This window comes from Egbenema bharatensis FJBBOT/2019, from assembly GCF_048077055.1.
Taxonomy (GTDB): Bacteria; Cyanobacteriota; Cyanobacteriia; order Elainellales; family Elainellaceae; genus Egbenema; species Egbenema bharatensis.
This window is the reverse complement of the sequence record NZ_CP182236.1, coordinates 3,353,192-3,365,667: the sequence shown is the minus strand read 5'-3', so window position 1 is coordinate 3,365,667 and position 12,476 is coordinate 3,353,192. Positions and strand designations below refer to the sequence as shown.

The following is a 12,476-nucleotide window of genomic DNA, read 5'->3' as shown; positions in this document are numbered from 1 at the left end:
TGCGATCGAGCCGGATTGCGACGGGAGCATCCCATTGATGCAAATTGATCGATTTCCGTAGCGCAGGCAGCGCTTGACTTGAGCTCACGCCGAAGGGCTCACGCCGAAGTCTTGCCTACCAGTAAACTATCCTTCATGCAAATGCAAAAGTGGGATACACCCGATTGCGATCGGCAGTAATATTGTTCACGCAGAATTTTCGCACAGAATCTTCGCGCAAAATATTTACGCAAAATCTTCGCGCAAAAACCGTTCAATTGCAAAGCCTGTCAATTGCAAAGCCTGTCAATTGTAAAGCCTGAAAGCCGTTAAGAGACGATCGCCAACAGATCCTGCTCTCGCAGCAAAATGTATTCCTCGTTGCCAATTTTAAGCTCCGTCCCGGCGTACTTGGAATAAAGCACTTTCGCGCCCACTTCAACGTCAACGGGTTGGCGGACTCCCTCATCGCTTAACTTACCTGACCCCACACTGACCACTTCGCCCACCTGGGGCTTTTCTTTTGCAGTATCAGGCAAAATAATTCCACCTGTGCTTTTTTCCTCTGCTGCACTGATTTTCACCAACAACCGATCGCCCAGGGGTTTGAAGGATGAAACTTCGATCGAAAGCGTTGCCATACCAATCTCCTGATGCTTCTAGTGTTTGTTTGCCTGAATGCTAATTTAGCCACAGAACCGCAATCATAGCAAGGTTTCGGGAGAGGAGTTGATTAAAACCAGCATGGATGAATCGTGCGATCGACTCAATATTTCTTAATAGAAATTTGTCCAGTTTCTTTGCTGAATCGTCAATAAATGGTTGCGGGTTTAAACCCCTGTGATACAATTCCGGCAAACTATTCTGGTAAAGCATTCTGGACGTTTCGTTTATGAACAAAGGTGAGTTAGTTGACAAAATCTCGGAGAAGGCAGGCGTAACTAAAAAGCAAGCCGACGCTGTCTTAACCGCAATCTTAGATGTTGTGATGGAATCGGTTTCAACCAGTGACAAGGTAACCCTGGTGGGATTTGGTTCATTTGAAGCGCGTAAGCGTCAAGCCCGGGAAGGACGCAATCCTAAAACGGGAGAAACCATGACCATTCCAGAAACCACTGTTCCTGTTTTTTCAGCCGGAAAACTCTTTAAAGATATGGTTGCACCCAAGTAGTGAGCCGTGGTTAGCTCAATTGAGCTGTTATCTTTCTTTACTACTTCTTTTTACAACTTCATTCTCCATAGACCGTTACGCTGATTGTTCTCCGGCGCGGTTTAATATCGCATTCAAGATGAAAAATCTGCTGCCAGGTTCCCAATTTCAGGCGACCCTGATGGATTGGAACGGTCAGCGACGGCCCTAACCAGGTTGCCTGGAGGTGGGAATGGCCGTTGCCATCATGCCAGGCTTGTTCGTGTCCATAGGCTTGACTGGGCGGAATCAGACGATCAAGCAATTGGGGCAGATCTCGTTGGAGTCCTGGTTCAAACTCGATCGTGCCAATGCTGGCGGTGCTGCCAATGTTAAAAATATTCACCATGCCGACCTGAATTCCCGATCGAGCAACTAATTCGCTAATCAGGGGCGTAAGGTCGTGCATATCGCCATGCCCACTGGTCATGAGGTTAAATTCGTCCTGGTACACCATAGGGTTTGAGTTGTAGGGTTGAGTTAAGGGTTTGAGGAACTAATTTGTTTGAGGAACTCACTTAAAGAACCAACGCAATAAACCGTAGTCGTCCACTCCCACCCAACGGCAAAGTAAAACATTTCCTAACATTGCGGATATTTGGATCATCAGATGCGATGTTAAGATCGTATTTGTCGTCTGATTTACCTTAATCCCGACCGGAAAACCGGAAATGTGCCGGGAAGCTGGAAATTCCATAGTGTAATATCGCCTGATTCTGCAATGGTTACAACTCCCACACCACCTTCTACCGCTCCCAAAGTTTCCAAAGTTGAGGGTTTGAAAGAGCGCAGCAATGCCCTACGCGAACCAGTCGCTACCGAAATTTTGCAAGATACGACTCACTTCAGCGAGGATGGCATTCAGATCCTCAAGTTTCATGGCTCCTATCAGCAAGATAATCGGGACAACCGCGTCAAAGGGCAGGAGAAGGACTATCAGTTCATGCTGCGAACTCGTAATCCGGGTGGGCTGGTGCCCCCGCAGCTTTATCTGACGCTCGATCGCCTCTCGGAGGAATACGGCAATCATACCCTCAGGGTCACGACCCGGCAGGGATTTCAGCTTCACGGGGTATTGAAGAAAAACCTCAAGACGGTGGTTGCGGAAATTATCCGCAATATGGGATCAACCCTGGGGCCTGTGGTGATCTCAACCGGAATGTCATGGCCCCTCCGGCTCCATTCAAAAATCGGCCAGAGTATGGCTATGCCTGGGAGTATGCCGAGCGAGTGGCAGAGTTACTCACTCCCCAGACGGGGGCTTACTACGAAATCTGGTTAGATGGTGAGAAAGCTATTTCTGGAGAACCCCATCCTGAGGTGCTGGCAGCCCTCCAGCAGAACGGCAATCGCACCATCTTCCATGACAAAGAGGAGCCGATCTATGGCACTCACTATATGCCGCGCAAATTCAAGGTGTGTGTTACCGTTCCGGGGGATAATTCAGTAGATTTATTCTCCCAGGATTTAACACTGGTAGTGATTACCGACGATCGCGGCGAATTACAGGGCTTCAATGTCTATGCTGGCGGTGGTCTGGGCCGGACGCACAACAATGAGCAAACCTTTGCGCGATTGGCTGATCCGATCGGTTATGTGGAAAAGGCGGATGTGTATGACCTGGTGAAGGCGATCGTAGCGACCCAGCGGGACTATGGCGATCGGTTTAATCGTCGTCATGCTCGGATGAAGTATCTCCTGCATGATTGGGGCGTAGAAAAGTTCCGGGAAACGGTAGAGAACTACTTTTGTCGGGCGATTCAGCCGATGAAGCCGCTGCCACCATTCAAGTATGAAGATTACCTGGGATGGCAGGAACAGGGGGACGGCAAACTGTTCCTGGGGATCTCGGTGGAGAATGGTCGCGTTAAAGATGATGGCGCGTTCCAACTGAAAACCGCCCTGCGGGAGATTGTGCAGACCTACCAACTGCCGATGCGCCTGACTCCTAACCACAACATTCTGCTCTACGAAATTGATCCAGACCAGAAAGAGGCGATTCAGTCCATCCTCGATCGCTGCGGGATTCAAAAAGAGCCGGAACTGGATTCCCTGGTGCGCTATTCCATGGCCTGTCCAGCACTGCCTACCTGTGGTCTGGCGGTAACGGAGTCAGAACGGGCGATTCCTGGCATCCTCGATCGAATTCGGGCATTGTTGAACCGGGTGGGTTTACCTGACGAACATTTCGTAGTGCGGATGACGGGATGCCCCAATGGCTGTGCTCGTCCTTATCTGGCAGAACTGGGATTTGTGGGTCAAAAACCTGGAGCCTATCAGATCTGGCTGGGAGCAGATCCGAACCAGACGCGGCTATCGGAACCCTACATGGACAGTATGCCGATCGATGATTTGGAGAAGCACTTTGAACCGCTGTTTGTCTTCTTTAAGCAAGATCGCCAGACAGGCGAAAGCTTTGGGGACTTCTGCCATCGGGTTGGTTTTGATGCCCTCCGCAACTATGCAGCGACTTATAAACCTCAACCCACGATCGCCAGTAAGTCTCGTCACCGGATTGGGGTGCGAGAGGAAGTCTATGGTCGGCTCAAGGCAGCCGCAACGGCTCAGGGTAAATCGATGACCGAGATTGTCAATATAGCGATCGATGCTTACCTGGAAGGGTTAGCCCAGTCTGAGGACTAATTCACGAGAACGTCATTCACGAGAACATCATTGTAGGGGGTGCAGGGTCTGATCAAACCTCACTCCCTACTTCACCTCTATGGGGCAGATCACCAAACTGCTGGCGATATTGTTCCAGCAATGCAGCCATTTCTGTTACCTGGCGTTCCGCTTCCTGACGCTGGCGTTCCGCTTCCTGACGCTGCCGTTGCTCTGCTTGGGCAGACTCCTCCGGGGTGGGAACAAGGGAACCGTCCGGCAAGAAGAACCGAAGACTGCGATCGACAATTCCCAACTGACTTGCGCTGCTGGAGACTGTAGTAAACCGTGAGCTTGCCTGCGGCGAAGTAATTGTTGCGGTCTTGCCAGAGCCAGTCCAGACATTTCAGCAGCAGCAAGATCTGCTGGAGGTGCAGAGAGCTTTCCAGGAGAGGTTCATTACTGTAGAGATCGCCAGGTGGAAAAACGATGTTCTCCACTGGATGTGATAGGGTTCCGGCTGAAGTCGATTCGGTTATTGGGGCAGACATGGCATTCGCCCTGGGAGACTCACGGTAGCTTCCAGTGTAGCGAGATTTTGATCGGATTCCTTCTGGCTCGCAGGGAGAACCAGGCGGGCGATCGCCTCTACAGTCCTGACCTGTAGGAATTGTAAAATTACGTTAAGCTGACGAATGGGAGTCTGTCAAGAAAAGAAGCCCGTAAAGTGATCTTGCTACTCCACTCCATTCATCTGTCGTTCCGATCGAGAAAAAGCCTTGAACGTTTTTCTGTCGTTTCATCCGGTGTTGCGTCGAAACCTGTTGATCCTATTTACCGCAGGTCTTTTGTTTTGGTCGGGGTTAGCCGCGCTTTTGCCAACTCTACCGCTCTACATCCAGAGAACCGGAGCCAGCGACCACATGGTCGGGATTGTGATGGGAACCTTCGCAGCGGGGTTAATTGCCTCACGGGGTTGGTTGTCTCGGTTGGCTGACCATCGGGGCCGTAAGGTGGTGATGCTGATCGGCATGGTGGCAGTCGCCGTGGCTCCTCTGGGATACATTCTCACTGACAGTATTCCAATGCTGATGGGGATTCGGGCGGTTCATGGCATCAGTATTGCGGCATTCGCGCTGGCTTACAGTGCCCTGGTGGTGGATCTATCACCCCCAGACCACCGGGGAGAAGTGATTGGCTTTATGAGTCTGGTAAACCCGATCGGCATGGCACTGGGCCCGGCGATCGGCGGTTATGCTCAAGCCTGGTTTGGGTTTACGCCCATGTTTTTGATCTCAGCAGGTTTAGGAACCGTAGGATTAGTCTGCACCACTCAGGTGAAAGAGATACAACAACCCCAATCTACTGCTGCACAGGCCCAACACAACTACTTCTGGCGGTTATTATTGAGTCCTCGGATTCGGATTCCGGCGATCGTCTTGCTGTTGGTGGGCTTAACCTTTGGTTCCCTCAGTACCTTTATTCCGCTGTTCATTCAGGATGTGGGGGCACAGCTCAACGTGGGCTTGTTCTACACCGCAGTGGCATTGGCCAGTTTTAGTATTCGCTTGATAGTAGGGCCCGCCTCCGATCGCTACGGTCGGGGGATATTTATCAGCATCAGCCTGATTTTCTATGCGGTTGCGATGCTGCTGCTGTGGCAGGCCCATCATGCCGCTACATTTTTGCTAGCAGGAGTGATAAACGGCGCGGGGTCTGGAACCCTTGTCCCAATGATTGCCGCTTTGATGGCCGATCGCTCCTATCCAAATGAGCGGGGGCGGACTTTTGGGGTTTGTATGCTGGGGTTCGATGCGGGGATTGCCCTGGCGGCCAGTTCTGGGGCTATGGGTGGCCCAGGTGAGCTATCGGGGCATTTTTGGCATTTGTGCTGTTTTATCGCTAGTGGGATTGGCAGTCTTCCTGGCATTTGCGGGTAAGGATACATCCCACTCCCTGCGGTTTGCCCTGGGTCTGGGACGGGACAGCTACGCAGTGGATTTGCCTCAGCAGCATCCTACTTTCGTGAAAGGGTGAAGCTTCACCCACCCCTGCCCCTCCCAAGAGGGGATTTGATGGACATTCATCCTGGTTGAGCGGGGATCTCCATCTCCCCTCGTGGGAGGGGTTAGGGGTGGGTTGCTCGGAACTGGAAATGGAGCGATCGAATCCCTGAAGATAATGCGCCGAAATGATGCGCTTAAAATCATGCATTATTTCCTAAAGGATTGTGGATTCAGTAACCTGTCGATCATTCTGCCCTGTTGACTGGGCGGGCAAGATGCCCACCCCACAAGAAGTTTAGGTTATTTAATTTTCATTCTTAATCATCTACCTGGCTGAGGCGGTGTAGCTTCAACACATCACTCATCTTGCGGATTTGCGTGAAGATGCGCTCTAGCTGATTGTGATCCAGGATATCGATTCCCAGGTTAATCACTGCCGTCTGACCGGGAAAAGTCTTCACCTGAGCACTGCGAACGTTGATGTTATAGTCGCTGAGGCGGGAAAGAATGTCCTTCAAAACGCCCACCCGATCGAACACTTCAATCTGCACCTGCACCGGGTAGGTTTGGGGACGACTGTGGAGATCATTCACATTCCAACTGACGGGGATCAGTCGATCGCCGGGAATATTTTCAGTATTGTGACAACCCTGACGGTGAATTGAAATGCCCCGACTGCCCAACGTCACCACCCCAATAATCGGCTCACCCGGAACCGGATTACAGCAGCCTGCCAGACTATGGAGCAACCCCTCCACACCGACGATCGGTGAACTTTTACCACGCGCCGGAGCCGGGGTCGGAGCCGGACTGTTCGCCAACATCAACAGTTCCGCTTCCTGGTTGGCTGGGGCTGGATCGATCGGCTGTTTGGCCCGAATGGCTTCCCGGAGGCGATTCAGTACCAGATTCAGGGTAATTTCGCCATAGCCCAGAGCCGCCAGTAAGTCCTCCGCAGAGGGATAATTACATCGTTCGGCAGCCGTTTGCATCGGTTCCGACTTCAGCAGTGCCTCAAATCCAGCCTTACCCAGGGCTTTTTCTAACATATCCCGACCGCGCAGGATATTCTCATCCCGGTGCGATCGCTTGTACCATTGGCGAATTCGGTTGCGGGCACTGGGGGTGACGGTGAAATTCAGCCAATCCAGGCTGGGGTGGGCATTTTTCTGAGTAATGATTTCAACAATATCCCCATTTTTCAGGGGCGTATCCAGCGGCACCATGCGCTCATTGACCCGTGCGCCCGCACAGTGATTCCCAACTTCGGTGTGAATCCGATAGGCAAAGTCGATCGAGGTCGAGCCTTGGGCCAGGGCAATCACATCCCCATTGGGGGTAAAGACATAGACATCATCCGCAAACAAATTATCTTTGATGTTTTCCAGATATTCCTGGGCATCCTTCAGGTCGCTTTGCCATTCCAAAAGCTGCCGTAACCAGGTAAATTTTTCGTCATCTGTACTGAGTTTGCTGTAGCCACTGCCCTTTTCCTTATACTTCCAGTGGGCAGCGATCCCGTATTCGGCAATGTGATGCATTTCCAGCGTCCGAATCTGGACTTCGATCGGTCGTCCCGTATTGCCAATCACCACCGTATGTAGAGATTGATAGCGGTTGGGTTTGGGTAAACCAATGTAGTCCTTGAAGCGACCGGGAATCGGACGAAAGGCATCGTGAACCACGGCAAGGGCCCGATAGCACTCATCATTGGAGTCAACAATAATTCGAATCGCCGCAATATCGTAGATTTCCTGGAAGCTTTTCTGCTGTCGCTGCATCTTCTGGTAGATGCCGTAGAGATGCTTGGGACGACCGCTGACATCGTGACAACGCACACCCAACTGGGTCAATCGTTCTTGCAGTAAATCAGCGACACGCTCCAGACGAGTTTCTCGATCGATCCGCTTATCGGCGACTAATTCCTGCATTTGCCGATAGGCTTCCGGTTCCAGATACTTAAACGACAGATCCTCCAGTTCCCACTTAAATCGCCCGATCCCCAATCGATTCGCTAGAGGCGCAAAAATTTCGCGGGTTTCTAAGGCAATGCGGCGGCGTTTGTCGTCGGATAAATGCTCCAGGGTGCGCATATTGTGGAGGCGATCGGCTAGCTTCACCACAATGACTCGAATATCCTGGCGATGGCCAGGAACATGCGGCGAAAGTTTTCTGCCTGACGCTCGGTTTTGCTGGAGAAGTTGAACTTAGACAGCTTAGTGACTCCCTCCACCAGTCGCCGTACCTCAACCCCAAAGCGTTGTTCAATTTCCTCAGCGGTCACATCGGTATCTTCGATTACATCGTGGAGAAAGCCGGCAGCAATCATTGCAGCACCGCCCCCTAATTCTCGCAGCAACCCCGCAACGGCAACTGGGTGAGCAATGTAGGGTTCCCCAGAGGCGCGATACTGTTCCTGATGCAAACAATAGGCAAACTCGAACGCTTGACAAACCAGAGTTGCATCTCCCGAGGAGCCATCGGAATCATTACCGGTCAGGGGCGATCGGTGGTCAACAATGCACGCACGAAGCCAATCAGGTACATTGATGTCGGTTGGAAGAGAGGACGCTGCTACATTCATACGGTTAAACCCGACGATGTCATGGAGAAGGCTGGAGGGTGGATAGATGTTTGCTGATTCTAAGGTATTTAGTCCCTAGAAGCATAGAAAACAATTTGGAAGCGATCTGAAAATACCTGCAAGTATTGAAACAAGTATTGAAAATATAGGACTGAAATCAATCGTTCAGTTAAGCAAATCTTGGGACTGTCATTCCTCTATCGGTTGAGGTGCGTCAGGGAACCCGTCGTACTGTTTGAGTGATATCTACTAGCTTACTAATTTGTTCCTGACAACATTCAACCCAGTTACTCTTCTGAGGGATTGTTTAAGAACTTTTGATCAACTAAACGTGAACGCTATAAAATTCTTAACACTACTTTAACTGATCCTGGGACTGAATGTGTTCGTTGCTACCCTAAATCGTGGATTTGTTTCACCATCAGTTATGTACACCTTAACAAATGGTAATTTCCTTTACGATCATTGATGCTAATTTATGCCAAACGATCGAGTTCACTCCTTAGTTTTTCTCCATGCTCCCAGAGACCTACCAGCAGGCTTATACCGCATTCGAGCGATCGCTGGAGCAATTCAGCGGCGTTTTTCGTGATCCCAATTCACCTAAACCCCTGATTCATAAAAGCTTTCAGGCTGTTCAACAGTCTTTTCAAACCGTGCTTGATCTCGGTTTAGATGGGCTTGATCCCCAGCAGAGTACCAACGCCCAATCCTATTACACGGAGATTAATAAGCAATTGCGTTTACTGGGAATGGATGTGATGTTCCTCCAGGCTTCTCGCCAAAGTGCAACTTCAACCCAGCGACAGCAGCAGATGGGGGAGCGATTGGAGCGGTTACGGGTTTATTGTGAAGCTTTGTTGAGTGAGGGGTGAGGAGGGAGGAACGGTTGTGCAACGAATGGAGCGAAACAGTTCGATCGCATTGCTGGAAGCGTTTTGACCGACGGCGGTAATAATTGCGATGTAGTGATCGGTTTCTCGTTTTGCCTCTACCCCATACCGAACAGCGGGTAGGGTGCTTTGGTCGGGTAGGGTAAGCACTCCCCGTTGAAGAATCACTGGCGATAAACCGCCGCAAAATTCTCTGTATTCGGTGCGCTGGGTTGTCACCTCAAATACACCATCCACCTGATGCAGGAATGAGAACCCAGAGAAAAATCCGTGGGAAATATCCGCTTCGAGTTCCAACGATTCTGATTCCTGGCTGACTGGAATGCGGGCCACCAATAGCTCGATCGAATGGGGCAGGGATTCTGCTTGATTCCGCAGGGAAGGAGAGATCTCCGCCGGGGGTTCATTGCTGGAGATAACGGCAATCCTGGCACCGCCAACGTTCGTGCCGAATTGTCCCCTGCCATCCCGCAAATCATAGGTAATCAAACTGTGGGCGATCGCTTCAGCTCGTTCGGGTTCGTAGGCATTCTGGACTGCTTTTACCCCCAATCCTGCCACCCCAATGACGACCAGAACAATTGCACCCATAATGATCCCAATGGTTTCCCAAAGGGTAACGGGATAATCTTCGGGTGGCTGGAGCGAAGTGGGTTCTATAGTGCTGTTCTGGTTCATCTGGTTCATCTGGCTCATCCAGTTCAGGCTCCTTCCGCGTCCACCCAGACCCGCATTTTCTGCAACTGCATCGGCCCAATTGGGTGCAGAGGGCCACATCGGCAGCATCCCGGCCATAGGCGATCGTAATCCGGTTGCCCCGTGGCTCTTTCTGCGTGGCATCAAAGGTATACCATCGATTGCCAACATAGGCTTCAAACCAGGCGTGTAAATCCATTGGGTCAAGCTGATATAAGTACCCTACAACCATGCGGGCAGGAATGTTCAAACTACGGCAGAGAGCAATGCCCAGATGAGTGAAATCTCGGCAAACGCCTATGCGACTACTGGCAGTGTCGATCGCTGAGGTCGAGGCATCGCTGGTGCCATACTCATAGGTAACATGAGACTGAATCCACTGCCGAATGGTTTCCACCTGGGCATAACCCGGCGTTGCATTGGCCACAATCTCACTTGCCAGATCCCCCAACTGATCGGACTGACAGTAGCGACTGGGCAATAGAAATTGCAGCACTGTTTCTGGCAGGGCTTCGGCGGAAACATAGGGGGCATCAAAATCTACATCAATTGCATCGGCAGTTTCCACACAGGCGATCGATCGAACTTGAAAGGTTCCGGGCGGAATCACCAGTCGTTGGCTCAAGTTACCATAGCTATCGGTGTATTCTGTAACGGGCACACTCGGCTCCAGCAAATACTCCTCGCGGATCACCCACTGGCCATAGCCACTGCGGGGTCGAAGCATGAAAATAGCCGGTGTTGAGGCACTTGCTTCAAAGGAAATTTCACATCCTGCACTGAGACGCATATCAACTCTCCACGTCGATCGAAGCGGACGACTTTAAATAAACTGCCTAGGGATTTATGAACCTAGGGATCTATGAACCGATGGACTTATAGACGGGAGCATGTCACTTTTGTCGCCCTCACCCTAAATCCCTCACCCTTTGGGAGAGGGACTTCAATCCGGTTCCCCTTCTCCCCGCTTGGGAAAAGGGGTTAGGGGATGAGGGTTAGACTTGCAAACGTGACATGCTCCCCTTATGGACTTATTGTGTCCGATCGAGCATTCCCTCGTTTGCTCAAACTGGACTTCCTGCCCAGACCTCCCGAAAGAAACTGAGCGATGGTTTCAACTGCTATCTTTTCAATTGTTCATTTTCTAACTGTTCTCGCGCATCCATCCCTCAGGTTAATCTAGTGAAGTTAAATCAAAGTGGTGACTGTCAGGAACCCGCCCATGAGACGACGCAAAACCTGGAAAACGTTCGGAATACTTGCCCTGCTTGGTCTGGTCATGAGCTGGGCGATCAGCAGTTGTAGCCCCAACGCTTCGACTCAGTCCAACCCATCCGCTTCAGGAACCGCCGAGGTGGAATTTTGGACGATGCAGCTTCAACCTCAATTCACAGACTATTTCAATCAGCTGATTGCGCAATTTGAGAGTGAAAACCCAGGAGTGACGGTGCGCTGGGTCGATGTGCCCTGGGGAGATATGCAGAGCCGAATTCTGACCGCAGTTTCGGCGGGAACAGCTCCTGATGTGGTGAACCTGAATCCTGATTTTGCGGCTCAACTGGCGGGACGCAATGCCTGGCTGGAACTGGACGATCGCATTTCCGAGGGCGATCGACAAGCCTATTTACCCAACATCTGGCAGGCGAATACGCTGGATGGCAAAACCTTTGGGCTACCCTGGTATCTGACAACGAATGTCACCATTTACAACCAGGATTTGCTAGAACAGGCTGGAATTGATGAACCGCCGACCACCTACGAAGAACTGGCTCAAGCCGCGCAGCAAATTCGGGAACGGACTGGGAAATATGCCTTCTTCAAAACCTTTGTGCCGGAAGACTCGGCAGAGGTGCTGCAATCCTTTGTTCAGATGGGAGCGGAATTGATTGATGAGCAAGGGAATGCGGCGTTCGACAGTCCGGAAGGGAGAGCGGTTTTTCAGTACTGGACGGATCTCTACCAGGAAGGACTAATGCCCAGAGAAGCCCTGACGCAGGGACACAGACGGGCGATCGAACTCTATCAGGCGGGAGAGTTGGCGTTTTTGACCACCGGGCCCCAGTTCCTGGAAACGGTCAGAACCAATGCTCCGGCGATCGCGGAAGTATCTGAAACAGCCGATCAAATTTCTGGTTCAACGGGTAAGAAAAATGTGGCGGTGATGAATGTCGTGATTCCCCGCAATACCGATCAACCCGATGCCGCCGTTGACTTTGCCCTGTTCCTGACCAACGACACCAACCAACTGGAGTTTGCCAAGGCTGCCAATGTCCTGCCCTCCACCGTTGCCGCTGCCCAGGATAGCTACTTTACCGAGGTGTCTGCGGATGCTTCAACCCTGGAGAAAGCGCGATCGGTCAGTGCCAGACAGCTTCAGGATGCTGAAGTATTGCTGCCCACCATTAAGGACATCAAAGAGTTACAGAAGATCGTGTACGACAACTTGCAAGGGGCAATGCTGGGGGAAAAGACCGTTGAGCAGGCGGTTGAAGATGCTGCGGCAGAGTGGAATGAGCGATAGGTAAGCC

The 12,476-nt window shown here is 51.4% G+C and carries 10 protein-coding genes and 4 pseudogenes; 6 read left to right on the top strand and 8 right to left on the bottom strand.

The features are described from left to right. Window positions 1–308 precede the first annotated feature (308 nt). Entirely contained in the window at window positions 309–620 is a 312-nt protein-coding gene (gene groES / locus ACM1PF_RS15620; protein ID WP_416676202.1) for a co-chaperone GroES, read from the bottom strand. Between the two features lie 251 nt (window positions 621–871). Between groES and ACM1PF_RS15615 the strand changes: the two genes are divergently transcribed. Next, window positions 872–1,150: an HU family DNA-binding protein gene (locus ACM1PF_RS15615; RefSeq protein WP_416676199.1), complete on the top strand. Its 279-nt coding sequence runs from the start codon at window positions 872–874 to the stop codon at window positions 1,148–1,150. A 58-nt stretch (window positions 1,151–1,208) separates the two neighbouring features. On the opposite strand, the gene ACM1PF_RS15610 is transcribed toward ACM1PF_RS15615, so the two are convergent. Further along, complete coding sequence (locus tag ACM1PF_RS15610) at window positions 1,209–1,625, bottom strand: secondary thiamine-phosphate synthase enzyme YjbQ (protein WP_416676196.1); 417 nt, start codon at window positions 1,623–1,625, stop codon at window positions 1,209–1,211. A 264-nt stretch (window positions 1,626–1,889) separates the two neighbouring features. On the opposite strand from ACM1PF_RS15610, the pseudogene sir reads away from it, so the two are divergent. Then, a pseudogene (sir, locus tag ACM1PF_RS15605) lies at window positions 1,890–3,811 on the top strand (sulfite reductase, ferredoxin dependent). A 52-nt stretch (window positions 3,812–3,863) separates the two neighbouring features. Here sir and ACM1PF_RS15600 read toward each other — a convergent pair. Both ACM1PF_RS15600 and ACM1PF_RS15595 read right to left on the bottom strand, forming a co-directional pair. Beyond that, complete coding sequence (locus ACM1PF_RS15600) at window positions 3,864–4,085, bottom strand: hypothetical protein (RefSeq protein WP_416676960.1); 222 nt, start codon at window positions 4,083–4,085, stop codon at window positions 3,864–3,866. 1 nt (window position 4,086) lies between these two features. Further along, a pseudogene (locus ACM1PF_RS15595) lies at window positions 4,087–4,320 on the bottom strand (Uma2 family endonuclease); the annotation flags it as partial. Here ACM1PF_RS15595 and ACM1PF_RS15590 point away from each other — a divergent pair. Further along, window positions 4,248–4,436, top strand: a complete 189-nt coding sequence (locus ACM1PF_RS15590; RefSeq protein ID WP_416676959.1) for a hypothetical protein — start codon at window positions 4,248–4,250, stop codon at window positions 4,434–4,436. The pseudogene ACM1PF_RS15595 and the gene ACM1PF_RS15590 overlap by 73 nt on opposite strands. A gap of 112 nt (window positions 4,437–4,548) precedes the next feature. Continuing rightward, window positions 4,549–5,709 carry an MFS transporter gene (locus ACM1PF_RS15585; RefSeq protein WP_416676193.1) on the top strand — a complete coding sequence of 387 codons (1,161 nt, stop codon included), beginning with the start codon at window positions 4,549–4,551 and terminating at the stop codon, window positions 5,707–5,709. 383 nt (window positions 5,710–6,092) lie between these two features. Here ACM1PF_RS15585 and ACM1PF_RS15580 read toward each other — a convergent pair whose 3' ends face one another. Together ACM1PF_RS15580 and ACM1PF_RS15575 are read right to left on the bottom strand one after the other, a co-directional pair. Continuing rightward, window positions 6,093–7,859, bottom strand: a complete 1,767-nt coding sequence (locus ACM1PF_RS15580) for a RelA/SpoT family protein (RefSeq protein WP_416676659.1) — start codon at window positions 7,857–7,859, stop codon at window positions 6,093–6,095. Further along, window positions 7,833–8,359, bottom strand: a pseudogene (locus tag ACM1PF_RS15575) (HD domain-containing protein); the annotation flags it as partial. The pseudogene ACM1PF_RS15575 and the gene ACM1PF_RS15580, both read right to left, overlap by 27 nt. Before the next feature lie 515 nt (window positions 8,360–8,874). On the opposite strand from ACM1PF_RS15575, the gene patD reads away from it, so the two are divergent. Next, window positions 8,875–9,234 (top strand): heterocyst frequency control protein PatD, encoded by a 360-nt coding sequence (gene patD, locus ACM1PF_RS15570; protein ID WP_416676191.1) that lies wholly within the window; start codon window positions 8,875–8,877, stop codon window positions 9,232–9,234. Here the strand turns inward: patD and ACM1PF_RS15565 are convergent. Both ACM1PF_RS15565 and ACM1PF_RS15560 read right to left on the bottom strand, forming a co-directional pair. Beyond that, window positions 9,196–9,948, bottom strand: a complete 753-nt coding sequence (locus ACM1PF_RS15565; protein WP_416676188.1) for a hypothetical protein — start codon at window positions 9,946–9,948, stop codon at window positions 9,196–9,198. The genes patD and ACM1PF_RS15565 overlap by 39 nt on opposite strands. A 5-nt stretch (window positions 9,949–9,953) precedes the next feature. Next, window positions 9,954–10,738 (bottom strand): annotated as a pseudogene (locus ACM1PF_RS15560) (transglutaminase domain-containing protein). A 432-nt stretch (window positions 10,739–11,170) separates the two neighbouring features. On the opposite strand from ACM1PF_RS15560, the gene ACM1PF_RS15555 reads away from it, so the two are divergent. Next, window positions 11,171–12,469 (top strand): ABC transporter substrate-binding protein, encoded by a 1,299-nt coding sequence (locus tag ACM1PF_RS15555; protein ID WP_416676186.1) that lies wholly within the window; start codon window positions 11,171–11,173, stop codon window positions 12,467–12,469. Window positions 12,470–12,476: the final 7 nt, after the last annotated feature.

What these genes read in the sequence shown, in the direction of transcription:
- groES (WP_416676202.1), bottom strand. Translation starts at nt 620, where the DNA reads ATGGCAACGCTTTCGATCGAAGTTTCATCCTTCAAACCCCTGGGCGAT.
- ACM1PF_RS15615 (WP_416676199.1), top strand. Translation starts at nt 872, where the DNA reads ATGAACAAAGGTGAGTTAGTTGACAAAATCTCGGAGAAGGCAGGCGTA.
- ACM1PF_RS15610 (WP_416676196.1), bottom strand. Translation starts at nt 1,625, where the DNA reads ATGGTGTACCAGGACGAATTTAACCTCATGACCAGTGGGCATGGCGAT.
- patD (WP_416676191.1), top strand. Translation starts at nt 8,875, where the DNA reads ATGCTCCCAGAGACCTACCAGCAGGCTTATACCGCATTCGAGCGATCG.
- ACM1PF_RS15565 (WP_416676188.1), bottom strand. Translation starts at nt 9,948, where the DNA reads ATGAGCCAGATGAACCAGATGAACCAGAACAGCACTATAGAACCCACT.
- ACM1PF_RS15555 (WP_416676186.1), top strand. Translation starts at nt 11,171, where the DNA reads ATGAGACGACGCAAAACCTGGAAAACGTTCGGAATACTTGCCCTGCTT.